The sequence below is a fragment of the Clostridium sediminicola genome (genome assembly GCF_050402865.1).
Taxonomy (GTDB): Bacteria; Bacillota; Clostridia; order Clostridiales; family Clostridiaceae; genus Clostridium_AF; species Clostridium_AF sediminicola.
Genome location: NZ_BAABMF010000014.1, coordinates 68,452 through 90,847, shown reverse-complemented (window position 1 = coordinate 90,847; position 22,396 = coordinate 68,452). Strand labels below are relative to the sequence as shown.

Annotated in this window: 16 protein-coding genes; 8 read left to right on the top strand and 8 right to left on the bottom strand. The window is 28.9% G+C overall.

Annotated features, from left to right (window positions below):
* Nucleotides 1–372: 372 nt before the first annotated feature.
* The 5 genes from ACQ3F0_RS19305 to pelG all read left to right on the top strand — a co-directional run bounded on the left by ACQ3F0_RS19305 (nt 373) and on the right by pelG (nt 8,161).
* Complete coding sequence (locus tag ACQ3F0_RS19305; RefSeq protein ID WP_428867249.1) at nt 373–2,565, top strand: NAD-dependent epimerase/dehydratase family protein; 2,193 nt, start codon at nt 373–375, stop codon at nt 2,563–2,565.
* The gene (locus tag ACQ3F0_RS19300) at nt 2,558–3,469 is read left to right on the top strand and encodes a hypothetical protein (protein ID WP_428867247.1); all 912 of its coding nucleotides are present in this window, start codon (nt 2,558–2,560) and stop codon (nt 3,467–3,469) included. The genes ACQ3F0_RS19305 and ACQ3F0_RS19300 overlap by 8 nt, the downstream gene beginning before the upstream one ends.
* A complete protein-coding gene (locus ACQ3F0_RS19295; RefSeq protein WP_428867245.1) occupies nt 3,469–5,274 on the top strand; it encodes a DUF2194 domain-containing protein in 1,806 nt (601 codons plus the stop codon). Before ACQ3F0_RS19300 ends, ACQ3F0_RS19295 begins: the two co-directional genes overlap by 1 nt.
* Nucleotides 5,275–5,343: 69 nt before the next feature.
* A complete protein-coding gene (gene pelF / locus ACQ3F0_RS19290) occupies nt 5,344–6,786 on the top strand; it encodes a GT4 family glycosyltransferase PelF (RefSeq protein WP_428867243.1) in 1,443 nt (480 codons plus the stop codon).
* Entirely contained in the window at nt 6,767–8,161 is a 1,395-nt protein-coding gene (pelG, locus tag ACQ3F0_RS19285) for an exopolysaccharide Pel transporter PelG (protein ID WP_428867241.1), read from the top strand. Before pelF ends, pelG begins: the two co-directional genes overlap by 20 nt.
* A 33-nt stretch (nt 8,162–8,194) precedes the next feature.
* On the opposite strand, the gene ACQ3F0_RS19280 is transcribed toward pelG, so the two are convergent.
* The 3 genes from ACQ3F0_RS19280 to ACQ3F0_RS19270 all read right to left on the bottom strand — a co-directional run bounded on the left by ACQ3F0_RS19280 (nt 8,195) and on the right by ACQ3F0_RS19270 (nt 12,277).
* Nucleotides 8,195–9,253, bottom strand: a complete 1,059-nt coding sequence (locus ACQ3F0_RS19280; protein ID WP_428867239.1) for a Leu/Phe/Val dehydrogenase — start codon at nt 9,251–9,253, stop codon at nt 8,195–8,197.
* A 293-nt stretch (nt 9,254–9,546) separates the two neighbouring features.
* Entirely contained in the window at nt 9,547–11,253 is a 1,707-nt protein-coding gene (locus ACQ3F0_RS19275) for a sigma 54-interacting transcriptional regulator (RefSeq protein WP_428867237.1), read from the bottom strand.
* 331 nt (nt 11,254–11,584) lie between these two features.
* Nucleotides 11,585–12,277: a PrsW family intramembrane metalloprotease gene (locus ACQ3F0_RS19270; protein WP_428867235.1), complete on the bottom strand. Its 693-nt coding sequence runs from the start codon at nt 12,275–12,277 to the stop codon at nt 11,585–11,587.
* A gap of 603 nt (nt 12,278–12,880) precedes the next feature.
* Between ACQ3F0_RS19270 and adhE the strand changes: the two genes are divergently transcribed.
* The 3 genes from adhE (at nt 12,881) to ACQ3F0_RS19255 (ending at nt 16,603) form a co-directional block, all read left to right on the top strand.
* A complete protein-coding gene (adhE, locus tag ACQ3F0_RS19265) occupies nt 12,881–15,505 on the top strand; it encodes a bifunctional acetaldehyde-CoA/alcohol dehydrogenase (protein ID WP_428867233.1) in 2,625 nt (874 codons plus the stop codon).
* Nucleotides 15,506–15,718: 213 nt separating this feature from the next.
* Nucleotides 15,719–16,249 (top strand): hypothetical protein, encoded by a 531-nt coding sequence (locus ACQ3F0_RS19260; RefSeq protein WP_428867231.1) that lies wholly within the window; start codon nt 15,719–15,721, stop codon nt 16,247–16,249.
* 30 nt (nt 16,250–16,279) lie between these two features.
* Nucleotides 16,280–16,603: a DUF6440 family protein gene (locus tag ACQ3F0_RS19255; protein WP_428867230.1), complete on the top strand. Its 324-nt coding sequence runs from the start codon at nt 16,280–16,282 to the stop codon at nt 16,601–16,603.
* Between the two features lie 50 nt (nt 16,604–16,653).
* On the opposite strand, the gene ACQ3F0_RS19250 is transcribed toward ACQ3F0_RS19255, so the two are convergent.
* The 5 genes from ACQ3F0_RS19250 to ACQ3F0_RS19230 form a co-directional block, all read right to left on the bottom strand.
* A complete protein-coding gene (locus ACQ3F0_RS19250) occupies nt 16,654–17,688 on the bottom strand; it encodes a Gfo/Idh/MocA family protein (protein ID WP_428867228.1) in 1,035 nt (344 codons plus the stop codon).
* 15 nt (nt 17,689–17,703) lie between these two features.
* On the bottom strand, nt 17,704–18,633 hold the full coding sequence (locus tag ACQ3F0_RS19245; RefSeq protein ID WP_428867226.1) for a sugar phosphate isomerase/epimerase family protein: 930 nt from the start codon (nt 18,631–18,633) through the stop codon (nt 17,704–17,706).
* A gap of 40 nt (nt 18,634–18,673) precedes the next feature.
* Nucleotides 18,674–19,648: an ABC transporter permease gene (locus ACQ3F0_RS19240; RefSeq protein WP_428867224.1), complete on the bottom strand. Its 975-nt coding sequence runs from the start codon at nt 19,646–19,648 to the stop codon at nt 18,674–18,676.
* Entirely contained in the window at nt 19,645–21,141 is a 1,497-nt protein-coding gene (locus tag ACQ3F0_RS19235; protein ID WP_428867220.1) for a sugar ABC transporter ATP-binding protein, read from the bottom strand. The genes ACQ3F0_RS19240 and ACQ3F0_RS19235 overlap by 4 nt, the downstream gene beginning before the upstream one ends.
* A 137-nt stretch (nt 21,142–21,278) precedes the next feature.
* Nucleotides 21,279–22,343, bottom strand: a complete 1,065-nt coding sequence (locus ACQ3F0_RS19230) for a substrate-binding domain-containing protein (protein WP_428867218.1) — start codon at nt 22,341–22,343, stop codon at nt 21,279–21,281.
* Between the last annotated feature and the right edge of the window lie 53 nt (nt 22,344–22,396).

The following is a 22,396-nucleotide window of genomic DNA, read 5'->3' as shown; positions in this document are numbered from 1 at the left end:
CTCCATTCTTTTAGTAAAATTTCACAATATCTTGTTACAAATTTCTATTTTTTATTTGATATTAAACTCTTTATTTGATACTATTTTATTAAGTATTGTTAAATAACATTAATTTCCCCAAAGTTTTCGCATATATAATCCTTTTGGTGCATAATCTTGTATTTTTCTCTTTTTATAGTATCTTTGAATAACTTGAGTGAAATATTTAAATTATGCACTTTTGCTAAACATATTATTTTCTAGAGATTCTACCGTGAAATTTAATTTATACATGTACCAAAATCTCGGGTACTAATGAGTTATGGTACATGTATAAATTAATTATTGAACTAAGATATCTATAATATACACTAAATTTTTAAAGGAGGACTTATGAAAGTTCTAATAACAGGAGGATGTGGCTTTATAGGATCACATTTAGCAGAAAGATTCTCTAAAGAAGGCCACAAGATATACATAATAGACAATTTATCAACTGGCACCTTGGATAATCTCAAAATTAAATATAAGTTTTATAAAGAATCTGTTGAAAGCCAACATTGTAATGAAATTTTTAAAACTCATAAATTTGATTTAGTTATCCACCTAGCAGCTCATGCAGATATCATAGACTCTATAAATAACCCATATGAAAATTCTAAAACAAATTTATTGGGTTTAACAAATATACTAAATCTTTCTGCTGAATACAAAGTTAAAAAGTTTATTTTTGCTTCTTCAGCCAGTGTCTATGCAGAAACTGATAATTTACCTTTTAAAGAAAATAACCCTAAAAATCCATCTTCGCCATATGCAATGAGTAAATTTATAGGTGAGTATTATTGTAGAAAATGGAAAGAATTATATAATCTTGATACTTTATCTTTAAGATTATCAACTGTCTACGGACCTAGACAATCTCTTTCTTGCGAGGGTAGTTATATAAGTCAATTAATAAAAAGTAATTTCAATAAAGAATCTTTAACGATTCCAGGTTCTGAATCTAAAAAAAGTGATTATATATATGTTACCGATGCTTGTATGGCAATTTATATGGCAGCACTATCTAATGAAACAGGAGTTATGAATGTTTCTAGCAATACAGATTTATCATTAAAAGAAGTATGCGATAATATTTCTAATTTAGGTCATACATCACAAGTAACATATCAGGAGACTCCTAATAAAGAAATTCATCATTCTCGAGTTGATAATTCATTACTTAAAAGTAAGTTGAGATTTAATATAAAATATACCTTTGAAGAAGGCATACATAAAACTTTTGAATATTATAAAGAGTTATTTATAAAAAACAAAGAAGCTTCTTCAAAAAAAATCAAAAATAAGAAGAAAAAATTCAAAGTTAACAAAGAGTATCTTCCTTTAATAGAGAACTGTTTAATCTTCATGGTACTACTAGCTCTAAACATTAAAATACCTAGCATTTTCAAAAATGCTCTTAATTCATATTTAGATTATAATTTCCTATATATAGTTATAATTGCTGTCATTTATGGTACTACACAAGGAATTTTGTCTGTAATTTTTTCCGTTATCCTATACTTAGTTAATTTCTTTATATTAGGTGGTAGCATTGTAGCTCTGATGTATGATTCAAAACATCTGATCCACATATCCTTTTACATAATTCTCGGAGGTCTTACTGGGTATTTTATCAGTAAGAATGAAAAAAAATTATACTCTAAAGAATTAGAACTAGATAACGTCAACGAAAAATATAATTTTTTAAAAGCTCTTTATAAAGATACTCTTTATGTTAAAGAAGAACTTGAAAGTCAAATAATAAATTCTAAAGATAGCTTTACAAAACTATTCGATATTACTCAAAAACTCGAAACTTTAAAAGCTGAAGAAATATTTGAATCTTCAATAGATGTTATTGAAAAGCTTCTTTATACTAATATGGTATCCATATATATATTAGATCAAAAAGAAACTTACCTTCGATTAAAAGTTAAAAGTATGAATATTAAATACTCATTACCTGTTTCTCAAAGTGTTGCAAGTAATAAAATTTTAAAATCTATTATAAATGAAAAAAAACTATACATCAATAGAAATTTAGATAAAAATCAGCCTATAATGTCTTATCCTCTAGTTCAAGATGGAAAGGTTTATGCAATTATATCTATCTATGACTTTAAATTTGAAAATTTAACTTTGTATTATGAAAATTTATTTGTAACAGTAGTTAACCTTATTAGTAATTCACTAAAAAGAGCTTATGAATATGAAAAAGTATTATTGCCAGAAAAATATATTTATGGTACTGAAATATTAACTCCAGAAAATTTTAAAGAAGCATACCATACTGCAAAATCTAGAAAAGAAAAATATAATATTAACTATGTGATTTTGAAAATCACATCAAGAGATACTATGGAAAGTTTCTATAAAAACACAAAGACAGTTTTCAGAGTTACAGATAAAATCGGCTTAGATTATAAAGGAAATTTAATTGCAATACTCCATAACATTTCAGAATCAAATGCTTATTTGGTAATCAATAGATTGAAAGAAAAAGGATATTTATCTAAGATAGTAAAGGAGTCAAAAAATGAATAATCCATCATTCTTAACTATTTTGTTATTTCCATATATAATTTCTGTATTGATTATGTTAGTTTTATTAATACTAAAAAGAACACCTGAAACATCCTATAATTTTTTTGTATCACTTTTCATTCCAATAATAGGTACACTATATGTTATTTTTTCCAGACTATTTTCCATTCTTTCAAGAGACTCAGAAACTATTCTAGAAAGTTATGAAAAGTATATAAAAGGCAACGTTTATAAATGGAAAAGGAAAAAACCTTCTACAGAAAATGAAATTAATTTGGTTCCAATGGAAGATGCGCTAATAGTAAACGAAAATAAAATCAAAAGATCTCTAGTCATAAATATTTTAAAGAAGGACCCTACTAAACATATAGATGTGATAAAAAAAGCATTAGAAGATGAAGATACAGAAACAACTCATTATGCTGCAACTGCAATTTTACAAATAAAAAATAGTTTTAATATTATGATTCAAGAGTATTCAGTAAAGTATGAATCTGATAAGGAAAATCTAAACATTACTATCCCTTACTATAATATTTTAAAAAAATACGTTGATAGCGGTTTATTAGATGAACAAAATGTTTTCAAATATAGGGTATTAATATCAGAATTGCTTACGTCTATCCTGAATCGTTATACAAAGTATGATAAATATTATATTGATAAAATTGATAACGAGTTAGAATTAAATAATTTTTATATTGCAGAGAAATATTGTGAAGATTTTTTTAATAATTACCCCAATACTGAAAAACCTTATTTGATGTACTTAAAAACATATTTTAAATTAGGTGATAAAAAAACTTTTAATAAATATTTAAAAGCCTTAATGGATTCTCCAATACAACTTTCTAATGAAGGGTTAAATATTGTTAGATTTTGGACTAGAGAGGAAAAAAAATAATGAAAAAAAATATTGCTTTGATAATTATATGTTTACTTTTTGCTGCTGCAGTTATTCAATTTACAAGATCTGATATTTTATTTAATTTGTTTCGCAATACAAACCAGTTTATAACTGAAATAGACTCAGAAAAAATTGAAATACCTGAAGGTTTTGAAAAACAAAAATATCTACTTATTTATGACACCAACGATTTGAGTAGTGTACCCACTAAAGATAATATTGGAAAAATGTTAGATTATTATAAAATAGATACTGATATTGTTGAAATAGCTGAGTTAGATAATATAAACTTCAATAAATACGAGAATATCATAACTACCTTTGAATATTTTGAAAGCTCTCCTAAATTTCCTTTATTATTTGATTACGTTAAGAATGGCGGTAGATGGTTATTAGCAATACGACCTGTAGAAACTGATTTTTTGCTAAAACATGAAAATATTTTAGGAATTGAAAATACAAACTATTTAGTTGATACTCCTGGTATTAATTTACTTGATAATATACTATTAAACTCTAAAGGTACACAAATAAAAGAGGATTTTATAGAGAATTCATCACTAAATGTGACACTAACAGAAAGTGCTAATCTTCATGCAAAATCTATTGATGGAACTCCCTTGTTATGGGACATAGATTATGGTAATGGAAAAATTGTATTTTTTAACGGTACTATGTTAACAGAAAAAATAAATAGAGGGCTTATCACTGGTTCACTATCATTTTTAAATGATGATTTCATTTATCCAATTATTAATACTGAAGTTAATTTTATCGATGATTTTCCAGCTCCAGTGCCTGAAGGGTTTAGCCCCTCTATAAAAGAAGAGTATAATATAACAACAAAAGATTTCTATAGAGAAGTTTGGTGGCCTGACATTCAAAAATTTGGTTTTAATTATGATTTGAAATACACAGGTTTAATTATTCAGAATTATAGCAATAAAGTAACTCCACCTTTTAATGATATTGATTCCAAAAAAGGTAAAGAAAGTTTAGCTATCTATGGGAAAGAGCTTCTCGAACTAGGTGGTGAATTAGGAATCCATGGCTATAACCATCAAAGCTTAGCACCTGAAGGTTATATAAAAGAAGATTTAGGATACAACCCATGGGCATCAGAAGATGATATGGTTTTAGCAATAAAAGAAGTTACTTCATTTGCTCACTCTGTATTTAGTAAATATAATTTATCAGTTTATGTACCACCTTCAAATGTTTTAAGTCCTATGGGTAGAAATGCATTGATTAAAGCAATGCCTAATTTAAAGATGATAGCTGGTGTTTATATTCAAGAAGCTTCCGGAGATGCTTATGAACAAGAATTTGAATTAAAAGATGGTATAATAGAGTTTCCTAGATTAACATCTGGCTATCATTATGATGAAGAGTATTTATGGAGTACTATCAACGGAGTTTCTAGCCTAGGAGTTTTTTCTCATTTCATTCACCCTGATGATATATTAGACATAGAAAGAGCATCTGGCAAAACATGGAAGATGTTGTCTGAAGAGTTTAATTCTATCTTAGCACTACCTCACAAACGATATCCATGGCTTAATAATTGCACAGGTTCTGAGGCTGTTTACGAGACAAAAAAATTCATCGAATTCCAGCCTTATATAAAAAAATCTGAGAATGAAATATCTATAGTAATTGATAATTTTAGAGAAAATATAAGTTTTATATTTACTACCCAAAAGAAAATAACTAAACAAAAAGGGTGTGAAGTAAAAAAATTATACGAAAATACTTATCTAATTAAAGCAAAAGGGTCCAAATTTACTCTTTCTTTAAAATAGTTATTTATATTGAGTTTAATATACTTAAAACAAAAATTTAATACAGACAATCTATAAGTAGGTGAAATTATGAAAATATGTATAATTGCCGAAGGAAGTTACCCTTTTATAACTGGAGGTGTATCTTCATGGATACAGACTTTAATAACAAACATGGAAGAACACCAGTTTATAATATATGCAATAGCCGCAGAAGAAAAATTTAAAGGAAATTATAAATATGAATTGCCACCAAATGTTATTGAAGTAAAAGAACTTTTCCTTGAAAGCTATATAAAGAAAAAAGGTTCATTTGGCAAGCATTATAATTTGGGTAAGAATTCTAATTCATCAATTGAATCTTTAATAACTGGAGATGATTTTGATTGGTCCTCATTAATAAAACTTATCCATAAAGGTAAAATCAAAAGTATTGATGATTTCTTTGTAAGTAAAGATTTCTTCAACATTGTAAAAAATGCATACAGATCAAAATATAATCTTCTTCCATTTAATGAATTCTTTTGGATGGTTCATTCTATGCTAATGCCTTTATTTTATTTAGTTCGAGAAGATTTACCTAAAGCTGATATTTATCACAGTGTTGCTACAGGTTACGCTGGTATTATTGGATCCATGGGTAAAATCATATACAATAAACCATTTTTACTAACTGAACATGGAATTTATACTCGAGAAAGAGAAGAAGAAATAATAAAATCTAATTGGGTAAAAGGCTATTTCAAAGATATGTGGATAAGATTTTTCTATAATCTATCAAGATGTGCTTACAATGAATCTACAAAGGTAACTACGATTCATAGCAAAAACAAAGAGATTGAAATAGATTTAGGTTGTGATAAAGATAAAATTTCTGTTATACCAAACGCAGTAAATGCTGATGCTTTTAATAATATAAATAAAAAATCTTTAAAGGATCCAAATATTAATATAGGGGCTATACTTCGCATCGTTCCTATTAAAGATATCAAAACAATGATTCAAAGTTTTACCATTGTAAAAAATGAAATACCAAATGCAAAATTTTTTTTAATGGGCCCAACTGACGAGGATGAAGACTATTATGATGAATGTGTAAAATTCATTAATATGGTAGGACTAAAAGACATTACTTTTACAGGAAGAGTAAATGTTAAAGACTACATTGGGAAAATGGATATCACCGTGTTAAGTAGTATTAGTGAAGGACAGCCACTTGTAATCTTAGAAAGTTTAGCATGTAAAATACCATGTGTAGCTACAGATGTTGGTAGTTGTAGAGAACTTTTATATGGTAATGAAGAATATGATACTTTAGGTAAATGTGGTTTCATAACTCCTGTAATGAATTATCAAAAATTAGCTGAAGCAATTATAAAACTTTCTGAAAACCCTGATTTAAGGAAACAAATGGGCGAAATAGGATATAAAAGAGTTACAAGTTTTTATAAAAAAGAAGATTTAATAAGTAGCTATAAAAAAGTTTACTATGATATTGAAAGGACGAATTTCTATGGCAGGAATAGGATTTGAATTAAAAAAACTATTTAAAGACAGAGGTTTTTTAGTAAATTTAAGAGGATATCTTTATTCATTCATTGTAACTTTAGGTCCTTTTTTAATATGTACACTAATGATAACTTCCATGCAATTAATTATGGAATATAAAAAAGTTTCTTATTTAAATTATCAATTATTCCTTGCATCTGTAATTTACTCTTTTATATTCTCTCAAATTGCTACAAGTGGCTTTTCCATGGTTATAACTAGATATGTGTCTGATAAACTTTACAATAAAGAATTTGATAAAATACTCCCATCATTCTATGGGGTTATTTCTTTAAGTCTTGTATTTGCATCTATACCTGCTATAATATTTTTTATAATGTCTCCACTAAGCATTTCGCTTAAGTTTATTACTTATACGCTATATATGCAGTTAACAATCATGTGGATGCAGGCAGTATATTTAACAGCTTTAAAAGATTATATAAAAATAGTTAAAGGATTTTTATATGGTTTGATTTTAGCTGTGATTTCTGCGCTAGTTTTAGTAAATTTCATTAAACTAGGAACTGTAATTTCATATCTTACTGCTATAAATATCGGAGTTTTTATCATAATCTCAACTTTAATGGGTTATATAAAAAGCTTTTTTAGACAAACTCATACTTCAGCTTCCATAGCCAAAGCAAATTATTTTGAATTCTTATCTTATTTTAATAAATACAAAATACTATTCTTTATAAACTTATTTTATACAGTATCTTTATATGTACATAATTTCTTGTTTTGGTTAAGTCCTATTGGTCATACAGTAGCAGATACGTATATTTATGCACCAATTTATGATGTACCAACTTTTTATGCATTCTTTACAGCTATGCCTGCAATGGTGATTTTTATAGTATCTATAGAAACATCATTTTATGAAAAATATAGAGATTACTATTCTAATATTACAGAGGGTGGTAATCTCACCGAAATAGAAAATTCACAAAAAGATATGCTCTATATACTGTGGCATGAAATAAAAAATATGATGAACCTTCAATTTTTAATATCCTTTATTTTGATTTTTATTGGATTACTACTTTTACCTAAAGTTGGTTTAACTAAAGATTCTTTAAATATTTTTATTATCTTATCTCTTGGAGCTTATGCTAATATCTTCACTCTTATCTTTATGTTAATAATGTTATATTTTGAGGATAAAATAGGTACTTTGATAGTATCGAGTTGTTTTTTGATTTCAAATATTTTATTTACTTCACTAACAATTCATTTAGGCGAAAACTATTATGGACTTGGATTTTTCTTTGCAACAGTCCTATCGCTTTCAATCAGTATTATTATTCTAAACAATTTTTTAAAAGATATTGATTATAGAACCTTTTGTGGGCAATAAAAATAAAATGCGGACCAATCTCCGCATTTTGTTTTATCTTAAATATATTGAATTTACATTCTTAATAGCTTCAATCCTTTTTTCTGCAAGTCTATCTGCAGCTTTATATGTTGGTATATTTTCTTCTTTTGCTATTTCAATTACTTTTGTAACATTATCATAAACTTTAGCAGCCTTTTTTAAAGCTCTTTCACGATTATATCCATTTATTTCTTCATAAACGTTTATTACACCACCAGCATTGATTATGAAATCCGGAATATATAAAATTCCTTTTTCCCCTAGCATATCTCCATGTTTTTCTTCTGCTAAAACATTATTTGCAGCACCTCCAACAATTTTACATTTTAATTTCTCAATAGTAAAATCATTAATAACTGCTCCCATAGCACAAGGTGCATAAATATCACACTCAACAGAATATATTTCATCAGGTTCAACTGCTTTTGCACCAAAATCTTTAACTACTTTTTCAATATTACTTTTTTTAATATCAGTAACAACTAATCTAGCTCCATCCTCATAAAGGTACTTGCACAATGTATAACCAACAGCACCAAGTCCTTGTACAGCAATAACTTTTCCAGTCAGATCTTCGGTTCCATAAACACTTTTACAACCTGCAAGAATTCCTTTATATACCCCGAAAGCAGTTACTGGGGACGGATTTCCACTTTTGCCTCTAAGACCAACAACAGCATCTGTTTCTTCATGAATATATTCCATATCGTCTGTTGTTGTATTCATATCTTCAGCTGTTATATATCTACCATTTAAACCTTCCACATACCTTCCAAAAGTCCTAAAAAATTCTTCACTTTTAATTTTATCAGGATCTCCTATGATTACTGTTTTACCACCTCCAAGATTTAATCCTGCAGCAGCATTTTTGTACGTCATTCCCCTTGATAATCTTAAAACATCAAGAATTGCATCTTCTTCACACTTATAATCCCAAATTCTTGTTCCACCAAGTGCTGGTCCTAACGTTGTATCGTGAATTCCAATTATTGCTTTTAATCCTGTTTTTTTATCTTGGCAAAATACTAATTGCTCATAATCATATTTCTCTAAATAATCAAAAATTTTCAATTTGACTCCCCCTTAAATTTTTAGGTTTGTAAACTTTAGTAAAATTTTGATACAAGTATAAATTAAGCTTAATAAAAATAGATTTCCTTTTATTTTCATAATACATAAAAGCAATAATTATGCCATATTAACAATATGTTAATATGGCTATATTTTTAACTATACTACATTATTTTATTATTTTTTTAGCAATAATTTGCATGCAAAATATTGCAAATAACATATATATCATGCAATATTTTGCATTTACTAGTTCATCTCTTATTTATCTTAATAATGTTTTTATAATTCGATTACAATTTATATTTTTCTACCTTGTAGTATAAATTTCTAAGTGATATTTTCAGCTCTAATGCCGTTTTTGTTTTGTTACCATTATTCTTTTTTAACAAAGATTCAATATATCTTTTCTCAGCATCTTCAATTATTTCTTTTAATGAATCACCTTGAAGTGTATCCAATAGGTTTGTACTCTGATGATCATTTTCTCTATGTACATTAATATGTCGTACATGTTCAGGATAAATTATTTCATCGCTACTATTCATATTTATCATTGCTCTACCAATAACATTCTCTAACTCTCGAACATTACCAACCCATTCGTAATTAATTAAAATCTTTCTAGCCGCTAAAGAAATCCCCTTAACTTTTCTACCATATTCATCATTTAGCTTTTTTATAATTCCAAGGGATAATTCAAAAATATCTTCCTTTCTATCTTTCAGTGAAGGCAAATATATAGGAAAAACATTTAATCTATAGTACAAATCTTCTCTGAATTGCCCTTTTTCAACAAGTTCTTCCAAGATTTTATTAGTAGCACTAATTATTCTTACGTTAATAGGAACTGTAATATTACTACCTATTCTTCTTACTTCTTTTTCCTGTAATACTCTCAATATTTTAGCTTGAGTTTTTAAAGAAATATCTCCAACTTCATCAAGGAAAATGGTCCCTCCATTTGCTTGTTCAAAAAGTCCTTTTCTTCCTCCCTTTTTTGCTCCTGTAAATGCACCTTCTTCATAACCAAAAAGTTCACTTTCTAATAAATCTTCATGAAGTGCTGAACAGTTCACCCTCACAAACTGACCATATACTCTATTAGATGCATTATGTATAGCATGAGCAAAAAGTTCCTTTCCTGTTCCACTAGCTCCATTGAGAAATATACTAGCAGGCGTCTTTGCAGCATTTTTAGCTTTTTCAATAGCTGCTAGTAATTTTTGATTTTTGCCAATAATATCTTCAAAGGTATACTTAGCTTCAAGATCAAAAATTTTCTTTTTTGCTTGTTTTAATTCCTTTATTAACCTATTTATTTCTGTTTTATCGTGAGCAACAGCTACGCTCCCCCTTAATTTATTACCTATAAAAATTGGAGCACAATCAACTACAACTTCTCTCTTTTGCGATCCTACATAAACTACTTCACCTTCTAATGCTTTTTGGGTTTTTAGAACCTTCATGTGTACACTTTCTGATTTAACAAGATCAATAGTAGCTGGTTTACCTATTGTTTCTTCTTCAGTAACTCCAGTCATTTTTGTATAAGCTGGATTTATATACACACAAATACCTTTCTCATCAACCACATTAATTGCATCATACGTGTTATATAAAATCGATTCAAATAGCTCGTGAATCTCCTGAAGAGAATTTATTTTTGACGATAGCTCATTAACTTCAGTGACATCTCTAAAAACTGCATATGCTCCTGTTACTTTACCACATTCATTAAATAATGGTTTACGTGAAGTAATAACTTTTACATCATTAAAATCTTGTTCTTCATTAATTTCTTCTATTTCAGATTCCATAACATAATAAAGCCTAGTATTTGGAACTATTGCTTCAATAAAAGCTCCTTTACACAATTTTTTCTCTACTTTGAGAATTCTTTCTGCCTTATTATTTAAATACACAATTTTTCCTTCTCTATTAACAACTATCACAGCATCATAAATCCCATCAAGTATTTCACTTAATATATTATTCACAAATTACCTCCAATAGGTTAAACTAATTTATTATAATGTTAATTTATATCTTTATTTTTTACTTATCACTCTTGAACTATGTAGAAACTTTCTCTAAGATATTATGATTATATATTTAAAAGAATCTTCTTATTAATGCCAAAATAACTAAATTGTCTTGTTCCTCTATGTTAAATTTTATCATACAACATAGTTAAATAAAATCAATTTCAAAATTCATAATGAGTAAAGAATAAAAAGCATGAAAAAATCCTTCCCACCTAAATCCTAGTTAACTGAGAAGAACTTTATAATATACTATATTCAAAGAATGAAATATTGTTAATCATTTCTATATTTTAGAGGCTCTGTTTTTAGAGTCTCTATAGTACTCATTTAACTTTCTTAAATTTATTATCCATAGATATATTACAAAAGGAATAAAAACCAAAAACATATATCCATTTCCAAGCATAAGAATAAAATCGAAAATTCCATGTAAGACCAACGGAACTGTTAATGCTTTTCTATAATAAGCTTTACAAAGATTAGGATAAATACAAAACTTTGCTAATGACAAGTAATATCCCATCGTAATTGCAAATAGCATATGTGCTGGTACAGAAAATATTCCTCTTGATATTCCAACATAAGGATTAGTAGCAAATCTAAAAACCACATAAATTACATTTTCAGCTGTGGCAAAACCAAGAGATGCAAATACTGCATAAATTATTCCATCCAATTTTTCATCAAATGCAGGATTTTTATAAGCCAATCTCATTACTACTTCTCTTTTAATAAATTCCTCAGTAAATCCCGCCACAATAAAAGCTGTAAAAGCCACTCTCAAAACACCTATAAAAATATTAAAGTATGATAAAACACCCTCAATTGCAGCAGTAGGAATTACGGATAGTGCACCAAATAAAAATACCTTTCCTAAAAGTTTCACAGGTTCTCTATCAAATCTATCCGTTAGATATGCTGCCAAAGCTAATGCAATACCTGGAAATATCGCTATTACAAATAATCTTAAGTACATATAATTCACCTCTTCATCCAAATTGTTCAAGTTAAAATTCAACTCCATTATATCATATTATTCTCTTAACCTTTAAAAATACTACATATACTAATACATAATATATCGTTAGTGCATACTCATTTATGATATATAATTTATTTTAAATACAAAAGCAATTTAGCTCAAATCACTTTTTTGCGGTTAAATCATACTTTATTTTTAATTCTAATGTTATTTTTTTGTCAATCTGTATTGTAAACAGTTACATTCAAATCTATTTTTTACCTTTTAAACGCTTCTATTTTCCATGTTAGGCAAAATAGAAAAAAAACTAGAAAGTTTCATTCTTTACATAACACCCAAGTGATCCCCCCATCTGAAACTGCATCAAATCAGCATTTATCAACGTATTAACATATGATTATCAAGAATTATATATTAGCAAACCCTAAAATCCATAAATATATTTGATTTTTTTTCTTATAATGTATTGACAAATTTTTAACATAGTTTTATAATTATAATTGTTAAATGATTAACAAACAATTTGAATGAAATAAATCAATTTTGATAATAATATGTTTATGAGTTAGAAACAAAAATATTCTAAGGAGTGATTTTATGAAAGTTACAAATGTGGAAGAACTAAAAATTAGAATGGATCAAATTAAAGAGGCTCAAAAAGAATTCTCAACTTATTCTCAAGAAAAGGTTGATGAAATCTTTAGACAAGCTGCTATGGCTGCAAATAATGCCAGAATCAAATTAGCTAAAATAGCCGTAAAAGAAACAGGTATGGGTATTCTTGAAGATAAAGTTATAAAGAACCACTTTGCTTCAGAATATATCTATAATCAATATAAAGATTCAAAAACATGTGGAGTTATAGAGAAAGATAAAGCATTTGGAATTCAAAAAGTAGCAGAACCTATAGGCGTAGTTGCAGCTATAATACCAACAACAAATCCTACTTCTACTGCTATATTCAAAGCATTAATATCTTTAAAAACTAGAAATGCTATTATCTTCTCTCCTCACCCTAGAGCAACTAATTGTACTATTGAAGCCGCTAAAGTTATTTTAGAAGCCGCTGTAAATGCTGGTGCTCCTAAGAATATAATTGGTTGGATAGATAAACCATCTGTTGAACTTTCAAACATCGTAATGCAAGAATCTGATATTATTTTAGCAACTGGTGGTCCTGGGATGGTAAAAGCAGCATATTCTTCTGGTAAACCTGCAATAGGTGTTGGAGCTGGTAATACACCAGCAATCATAGATGAAACTGCTCATATCAAAATGGCAGTTAACTCAGTACTCATGTCAAAAACATTTGATAATGGAGTAATCTGTGCTTCTGAACAATCAGTACTAGTTATGGATAGCATTTATGAAGAAGTTAAAAAAGAATTTTTGGAAAGAGGCGCTTATATTTTAAAGAAAGATGAAGCAGATAAAGTAAGAAAAGTAATTGTTATAGATGGAAAATTAAATGCAAATATAGTTGGTCAATCAGCATTTAAAATTGCTGAAATGGCAGGTGTAAAAGTTCCAGAAACTGCAAAAGTTTTAATCGGAGAAGTAAAATCAGTTGAACTGGAGGAACCATTCTCACATGAAAAACTCTCTCCTGTTTTAGCAATGTATAAAGTTTCAACTTTTGATGAAGCATTAAAGAAAGCTGCTAGACTTGTTGAATTAGGCGGATTTGGGCATACTTCTTCACTATACACTGATCAATTGAAGTGTGGAGATAGAATTGCAAAATTCGGCGCAACTATGAAAACAGGAAGAACAATTATCAATATGCCATCTTCTCAAGGTGCTATCGGAGATTTATATAACTTTAAACTAGCTCCTTCATTAACTCTCGGTTGTGGTTCATGGGGTGGAAACTCAGTTTCTGAAAATGTTGGTGTTAAACACCTTCTTAATATAAAAAGTGTTGCTGAGAGGAGAGAAAACATGCTTTGGTTTAGAGTTCCAGAAAAAGTTTATTTCAAATTTGGTTGTCTTCCTGTAGCTCTTAAAGAATTAAAAGATATGGGTAAGAAAAAAGCATTTATTGTTACAGATAAAGTTCTTTACGACCTTGGCTATGTAGACATGGTTACTAAAGTGCTCGAAGAAGTTGATATAGATTTTAAAGTATTCTTTGATGTACAGCCTGACCCTACGTTAGCAACAGCTAAAAAAGGTGCAGACGAAATGGCTATATTCAAACCAGATACGATAATTGCATTAGGCGGCGGTTCACCAATGGATGCTGCAAAAATTATGTGGGTTATGTATGAACACCCAGAAGTGAGATTTGAAGATTTAGCAATGAGATTCATGGATATTAGAAAAAGAGTTTACAAATTCCCTACTTTAGGTGAAAAAGCTACTATGGTTGCAATTCCGACATCAGCTGGTACTGGTTCTGAAGTTACTCCATTTGCTGTAATTACAGATGAAAAAACGGGAACAAAATATCCTTTAGCTGATTATGAATTAACTCCTGATATGGCTATTATTGATGCAGAACTTATGATGAATATGCCAAAAGGTTTAACTTCAGCTTCAGGTATCGATGCATTAACTCATGCAATTGAAGCCTATGTTTCAGTATTAGCATCTGAGTATACTAACGGTATGGCTCTTGAAGCAATTAGATTGATATTTAAATACCTTCCTGAAGCATATGAAAATGGAACTAATAGTATAAAAGCAAGAGAAAAAATGGCACATGCTTCAACAATGGCTGGTATGGCCTTTGCAAATGCTTTCTTAGGAGTTTGTCATTCAATGGCACACAAACTAGGAGCTGAACACCACGTACCTCATGGAGTTGCAAATGCTTTATTAATAAATGAAGTTATTAAATTCAATGCAGTAGATAATCCTAGAAAACAAGCTGCATTTCCTCAATATAAATATCCAAATGCTAAATGGCGATATGCTAAAATTGCAGATTACTTAAATCTTGGTGGAAATAACGATGATGAGAAAATAGATTTATTAATTAAAGCTATTGATGAATTAAAAACTAAAGTAGATATCCCTGCAACAATAAAAGCATTTGGAGTATCTGAAGAAAAGTTCTATTCAACTTTAGATAAAATGAGTGAAAATGCTTTTGATGATCAATGTACAGGTGCTAACCCAAGATACCCGTTAATAAGTGAAATTAAGCAAATGTATATTAATGTTTTTGATAAAAAAGTAGTTAAAGAAGAAACTAAGAACACTGTGCAAAAAAAATAATCTATCAGCTAACTACTATTACTAGAAATAAATCAATAAACCTATAAAAAAACAAGAAGGATAGTTCTCCTTCTTGTTTTTTTAGGTAATTTTAACATTTTTGTAACTTTTTCCATTTACGCTTGTTATGCAAGTAATAAGGCTATAAAATAATATTAATTACAATTTTTTTACATAAATTAATTTTGATGCATTAATTAGGGAGGATTTAAAATGACTTGGAAAACAAGAAAGAGACTATCAAAACTAATTATTCTATTAATATTTTTTTCTTTTACTAGCTACCACTTTGGTGGAAAAATTTACAACAAAACCATTCATGAACCAATATGCAAAAGAACAGTAACTAATGCTGGTATTCTTTCTATCGTAAGATCAATCGAATATACTATTCCTGAAACAAAAAACGAAAAACCTTATACTGTAGTTATTGGTTATGATAAGTCCGGGAATGAAATAGCTGTATGGCTAGATTTTAAAAATAACTATTTTAAACCTACGATATACCATAAAACTAATTTAGATAAAAATATCTCTAGAAATGAGGCAATTTCAATTGTAATGGATAATGGATTATTAGCCCACATACCAGATATAAGTGTTGCATATATTGAAAAAAGTACTAGCTATCTAAAAAAAGGACTTTATTGGAGTATGTTTGATAACAATGGAAAACTAGTATATGTAAATATGTCTAATGGAACCTATTTGTTATCTGATTATAAAAGAAAATCTATACATTAAATTTTAATAATTTTTGAAGGAGATGAAATTATGTTTAGAAAAAAGAAAAAAAGAAGATTTTCTGCTATTTACCCAGATGGCAAAAGTAGTAGTTGCAAAATTATCTTGGATAAAGAAACAGGTGTTAATTATCTATTTGTAAATGATGGCGTTTGTGCTGGCTTATCAGTTTTAGTGGACAAAGATAATAAGCCAATAATTACAAAAATCCAAAATAATAATGACAATACTGTCGTTAATACAGATGAACTAATAGATATCAAACCAATAGTCACATCTATTAAAACTCAGCATCATGTAGATAATGAATCTACAATTACAACTTCTGAGGATGAAAATACTTCTGAAACTTAGTAGACCACATTCCCCAATTGGGAATGCGGCCTAAATATACTCTCAACAAATTACACTTTAACATTTTTTCTCAATTTTGTCGATTTAATTGCTGCTTCAATAACTCTTAATGCTTTTATTCCGTCTTCCCCTGTAACAGCAGGTTTTCTGCCTTCCACGATACTCTCAATAAATTCATCAATTACTCCTGTTGACGTTTGATTATCGTTAGTTTGTATTTTTTCAATTTGATATTTTATTATTTCACTACCAAATTTATTTATAACTATTTGGTTTTCATAATCACCATAAATTCTAACTTCGCCCTTTTCGCAATATATTATAGTACTATTATCTTCTTCACCATAGTAAGTCCAACTAAAAGATGCAGTACCTAGTACACCATTTTTTGTTTTAATTAAACATATCATATTGTCACTTACACCAATATGATTCCCTTTATCGTCAGTTTTATGAAGATTTCCTTCCATAGCGCTAACTTCAGAAATATCATCCTCTAATAAAAATCTAATCAAATCAACTTTATGAATTCCCAAATCTCCTGCTACACCTAAAACAGATCTTTTTTTATTAAAAAACCATGTTTTTTTACTTTTATCTGAACCCCAATACTCTGGACCCTTATGACCAAAAGATGTTTTAAATGTTATAACCTTTCCTAGTTCTCCACTTTTCAAAATTTCTTTTACTTTTCTATGAGCTTTTGTTAGTCTTTGATTATGATCTAGCATCAATATCCCTTTAGATTTACTTTCTGCATCTAAAATAATTTGAGCATTTTCAACACTTATGGCCATAGGTTTCTCGCAAAGAACACTTTTATTATTCAAAAGTGCAGTAGATGTAATTATGTGATGCATCTCATTGGTGGAACAATCACTTATTGCATCAATGGAATCATCGTTAATAATATCCATGTAACTTCCGACAACTTTACATCCATATTTTGAAGCTAAAGTCTCTGCTCTATTTAAATTCAAATCAAATACAGCAACTATTTCAGCATTAGGATTATTAAAATATTCTGGTGCATGCCTAACTCTTGCTATAGAACCGCATCCTATTATACCGACTCTTATAGTCATAGTTCACCTCCAATTTCATTTAATAAATTTTTCTAAGTAATTTTTACTAAATAAAATACCTTCTTTACATTTTTTTATGCTATCTTCATATTCCGGATCCTCATGTTCTATACTAATTACTCCGTCATACCCAATTTCTCTAATTGTATCAAAAAACTCATCCCACTTAATTTCTCCTTTACCAGGAATTTTTGCATCAACCCAACCAATATCAAATCCATTTTTCTTTCCAAGTTGCTTACCAAATATACTATACTGATGTTTGTTTTTAAAATTTACTTTTCCATCTTTAGCATGAATGTGGAATATTCTATCTTTATAATCTTTTAGAGCTTTTAAATAATCAATTCCCAGCCACATGAGATGCGACGGATCATAATTTAAACCAAAGTTTTCTGTAGGAAAAATCCTAAACATCTCATCCCAAAGTTCAGGAGAATAAGATATTGTGCCTGCCAATCCATCCACACTCCAACCTGGCATTGGGCAGTTTTCAATCATGATTTTTATTTTCTTTTTCTCTGAATATTCCAATATATCAGAAAAAACTTCTTTAAATTCTCTAAAATTTTCTTCTATACTTAACTCTCTGTTTCTACCCACAAAAGTTCCTACTAATTCGACATTTAATAATACTGCTGCATCAATAACTTTTTTTAAATGCTCAATATATCCCTTTCTTAAATTTAAATCTTCATGTAAGTTATTATCATAATATGCTAAAGAGGATATTGAAATATTCTTTTGGTCAAGATATCGCAAAATATTCTCTGCATGATAGTTATCAAGCTTAACAACATCTATGTCACTTGCAGAATAATCTCTTGTATTCATTTGTGGCCAACAAGAAACTTCCACACAATCAAAACCTACTTCACTTGCCCAATTCATCTTTTCTTCAAAAGATATATTCTCTAAAGCTCCTGTTAAAAACCCAAGTTTCAAAATCAACCGCCCCCTGCATTATTTTTATAACTTTTAATTCTTATTTTTCCTTCTTACTCTGGAATAAAACAGCAAGTATAATAATAATACCTTTTACTAATCCAGTTAAGAATGGTGGGATTTTCGCTGCAATCAAAATACCTTCAATCATTTGCAACATTATTGCGCCCAAAAAAGTACCTGCTATCTTACCACGACCTCCACTCATAGCTGTACCACCGATAGCTACCGCTGCAATTGCATCCAATTCAAAAGACATACCTGCATTTGGCGCTGTTATCGATGTTAAGCGTGAAGAAAGTAAAAATGCAGAAATACCTGTTAATAATCCTGTAATAGAAAAACAAAGTATTTTTATATTATCAATATTTATCCCAGTCAATTTTGCTGCCTTTTCATTTGAACCAACTGCATAAACATATTTTCCAAATTTAGTTTTGTCCATTATAATTGCAAACATTATTGTAATAGCTATAAAAATAATTGCAAGATTAGGAATTCCTAAAATATTGCCTACTGCAATCATTCGAAAATCTTGATACATCTCACTGCTTACATTAAAGGGTCCACCTTGTCCTAGCTGAACTATTATAGAACGATAAGCACTCATAGTTGCTAATGTTACAATAAAAGCAGCTATCTTACCTTTTGTTACCAACAATCCATTAACTGCTCCTAAAATTGTACCGAACACCATGCAAAATATCAGCATGATTAGTATACTTTCAGTACTATTTAAAACAACCACTCCTACTCCTGCAACCAATGCACAAGTAGATCCAACCGAGAGATCAATCTGTCCCGAAATAATGACTAATGTCATTCCCAAAGCTATTGTTCCTTTAATAGTTGACTGAAGCATCAATGTCGATAAATTAGAGTAAGTTAAAAAATTTTTATTAATAATTGTCGCTATTATTACAAGTACCGCAAAAGAAAATATATAAGTATATTCAGAATAAAACTTTTTGAATTTTAATCCAATATTTGATTTCAATGAATTTTGTGTACTCATCTCAATACCTCCATATTTGAGCCAGTTGCATAGAACATTACTTTTACTTCTGTCAATTCTTCTCGCGTCAACTCAGCATTAACTCTCCCTTTGTACATAACAAGACACCTATCTGCAATTTTATAAATTTCGGGGAATTCTGCACTAAATACTATAATACTCTTTCCTTTTATAGCTAGCTCATTGATTATTTTATAAATTTCAAATTTTGCTCCAACATCAATTCCTTGTGTTGGATTATCTAGAATATATACATCAGAATCTAAATCAAGCCATCTAGCAATAATTATTTTTTGCTGGTTTCCACCGCTTAGCGATGTAATATAGTCTTCTGGATTCGAAACTTTAATAGCAGTAATTTTTTGATTTCGAACAAAGCGCTGTTTTTCTTGAGATTTTTTAATTAATAAACTCTTATGCTTATTAACAAAATGAGCCATAGATAAATTATCTAGAATACTCATATCCTTTATAATACCTCTTTCTTTTCTATTCCTAGGTATCATACTTATACCTTCTTGCATAACTTTTTTTATACTTTTAAGGTTTAGAATTTTGTTGTTTAACATCACTTTCCCATTTGTAACTTGTCTTGCTCCAAATAATGCTTCAGCCAATTCTCCTCTTCCATCACCATGTAGTCCTGTAATAGCTACTACTTCACCTTTTTTCACTTCAAAATTAACATTTGCGAAAGCATTATCACAACTTAAATTTTCTACTTTGAAAACTACCTCTCCAGTAACCTTTTCTTTTTCAACTGAAAAATCTACTATACTTCGTCCAACGAGAAGCTCTGTAGCCTTCTTTTCATCAATATCAGAAAACTTTCCTGTATCAATAAATTTACCATCTCTAAGCACGGTATATCTATCGCATATTTCAAATAATTCAGGCATTTTATGAGATATATAAATAATACTTACTCCTTGTTCCTTAAGGTTTCTCATAATTTGAAACAGGTTATCAATTTCTTTATTTGTTAAAGCTGTAGTTGGCTCATCCATAATTATTAGTTTTGATTGAAATAAAAGTGCCTTTGAAATCTCAACTAATTGCTTCCTTGAAGTATCCAAATTTTCTACTTTCTCTATTGGATCAATATCAACATGCATTCTCTCAAAAATTTCTTCTGCTTTTTTTATCATAATCTTTTTATCTAAAAAACCATATTTATTCTTAATTTCTTCACATAAAAAAAGGTTTTCATAAACTTTCAAATCATTTACTACATTTAATTCTTGATGAATAAATCTTATGCCCAAAGCATTAGATTTGCTTGTTGTCAATTGTTCTTGTTTTTTACCATCAAAATATATCTCTCCAGATGTTGGCGGAAAAGTTCCACCCAAAATATTCATTAGTGTTGATTTACCTGCACCATTCTCCCCCATCAGTCCATGTATTTCTGATTTATCAACTCTAAGTGAAACATTGTCCAAAGCTTTTACTGAACCAAAAATGTGTACAATGTTATTCATCTCTAGAAACATTTTTCCATATCCTCTCTTTATCTTAATAAAACTGATATAAATAGGTAAATTACTGCGTAGATTTATCTATCAGTAAACTTTAAACTGGCTACTAATAAATAAACTAACGCAGCGTTTTATCAATATATAATTTTTAATTAGATTCCACTTTCATAACGAATCTTATATATTTCAGAGTTTCTAAATTCTTCTTCATTGCTTAGATCAATTTCTAAAGTGTCAATTAGTTTTAATCCAGATAATTCTTCTCCATTTAATATTTTTGCACCATATTCCACAGCATCTCTAACCATTGTAGGTGAGAACAAGTATGTTACCTGATCAAGATTGTAGTCATCTTTATAAGATTTAAAAGTATCTAAATTTTCACGTCTTCCACCAACACCTGTTAATAATCTAATATCTAGTTTTGCTGATCCATTGTAGTTGATAATAGCATCTAATACGCCTAGAACAACCTCATCATCATGAGTAAATACTGCTTTTATTTTCTCAATATCTTCAACACTGCTTGTGTTTAAAAAAGTTTCCATTTGTTCTTGAGCTTTTGCACGTTGCCAGTCAGTACTAAATTGTTGAACTATTTTTATATTTTTATCTGCTGTTTCGCTAAAACCATCTGACCGTTGTTGAGGTACAGTAGAATTGTCCCCTTTAAATTCAAGAATATTGACTTCACCTTTCCCTAAATCATCTGCAAAATAATTGTTTAAATACTTACCAGTTTCTTGCCCAATAGTTACATTATCTCCCATAACTTCTAATGTCGGTTTAAATCCGTTAATTAAACGGTCATAAATTACTAGTGAAATACCTGCATCCATAACCTTTTGTGCTCCTGATCTAAGTTCATCTCCATTGTGTGGCCATAAAACAATGCAATCTACTTTTTCATTTATCAAAGTATCCAATTGATTATTTTGCTCAGAAGATTCTGCTGAAGTTAGAAATTTGTACTCAAATCCATATTCTTTAGCAAATTCTTTAGTAGCTGCTTCAGCATGCTTTATACTTTCTCCTAAAAAACCATGAGTAGCATTTGGCATAACAACTCCTAAAACTTTAGTTTCTTCAGCTTTTTCTTCTTTGCCTTCTTCAGTTGTTTTTTCACTTGAAGTGTTAGTAGTAGGTTCATTTGATGAACATCCTGCTAATGTAAAGACCATCATTGCAGTTAAAAATAAAGCTAATAATTTTTTCATACTATCCCTCCATAAAATGTATTATTTTTAAACTTTGAACCACTAGGGCACAA

Bases quoted from the DNA above. Each gene is read 5' to 3' on its own strand.
- pelF (WP_428867243.1), top strand. From the start codon at position 5,344: ATGAAAATATGTATAATTGCCGAAGGAAGTTACCCTTTTATAACTGGA.
- ACQ3F0_RS19240 (WP_428867224.1), bottom strand. From the start codon at position 19,648: ATGAGTACACAAAATTCATTGAAATCAAATATTGGATTAAAATTCAAA.
- ACQ3F0_RS19270 (WP_428867235.1), bottom strand. From the start codon at position 12,277: ATGTACTTAAGATTATTTGTAATAGCGATATTTCCAGGTATTGCATTA.
- adhE (WP_428867233.1), top strand. From the start codon at position 12,881: ATGAAAGTTACAAATGTGGAAGAACTAAAAATTAGAATGGATCAAATT.
- ACQ3F0_RS19295 (WP_428867245.1), top strand. From the start codon at position 3,469: ATGAAAAAAAATATTGCTTTGATAATTATATGTTTACTTTTTGCTGCT.
- ACQ3F0_RS19305 (WP_428867249.1), top strand. From the start codon at position 373: ATGAAAGTTCTAATAACAGGAGGATGTGGCTTTATAGGATCACATTTA.
- ACQ3F0_RS19300 (WP_428867247.1), top strand. From the start codon at position 2,558: ATGAATAATCCATCATTCTTAACTATTTTGTTATTTCCATATATAATT.
- pelG (WP_428867241.1), top strand. From the start codon at position 6,767: ATGGCAGGAATAGGATTTGAATTAAAAAAACTATTTAAAGACAGAGGT.
- ACQ3F0_RS19255 (WP_428867230.1), top strand. From the start codon at position 16,280: ATGTTTAGAAAAAAGAAAAAAAGAAGATTTTCTGCTATTTACCCAGAT.
- ACQ3F0_RS19230 (WP_428867218.1), bottom strand. From the start codon at position 22,343: ATGAAAAAATTATTAGCTTTATTTTTAACTGCAATGATGGTCTTTACA.
- ACQ3F0_RS19260 (WP_428867231.1), top strand. From the start codon at position 15,719: ATGACTTGGAAAACAAGAAAGAGACTATCAAAACTAATTATTCTATTA.
- ACQ3F0_RS19250 (WP_428867228.1), bottom strand. From the start codon at position 17,688: ATGACTATAAGAGTCGGTATAATAGGATGCGGTTCTATAGCAAGAGTT.
- ACQ3F0_RS19235 (WP_428867220.1), bottom strand. From the start codon at position 21,141: ATGTTTCTAGAGATGAATAACATTGTACACATTTTTGGTTCAGTAAAA.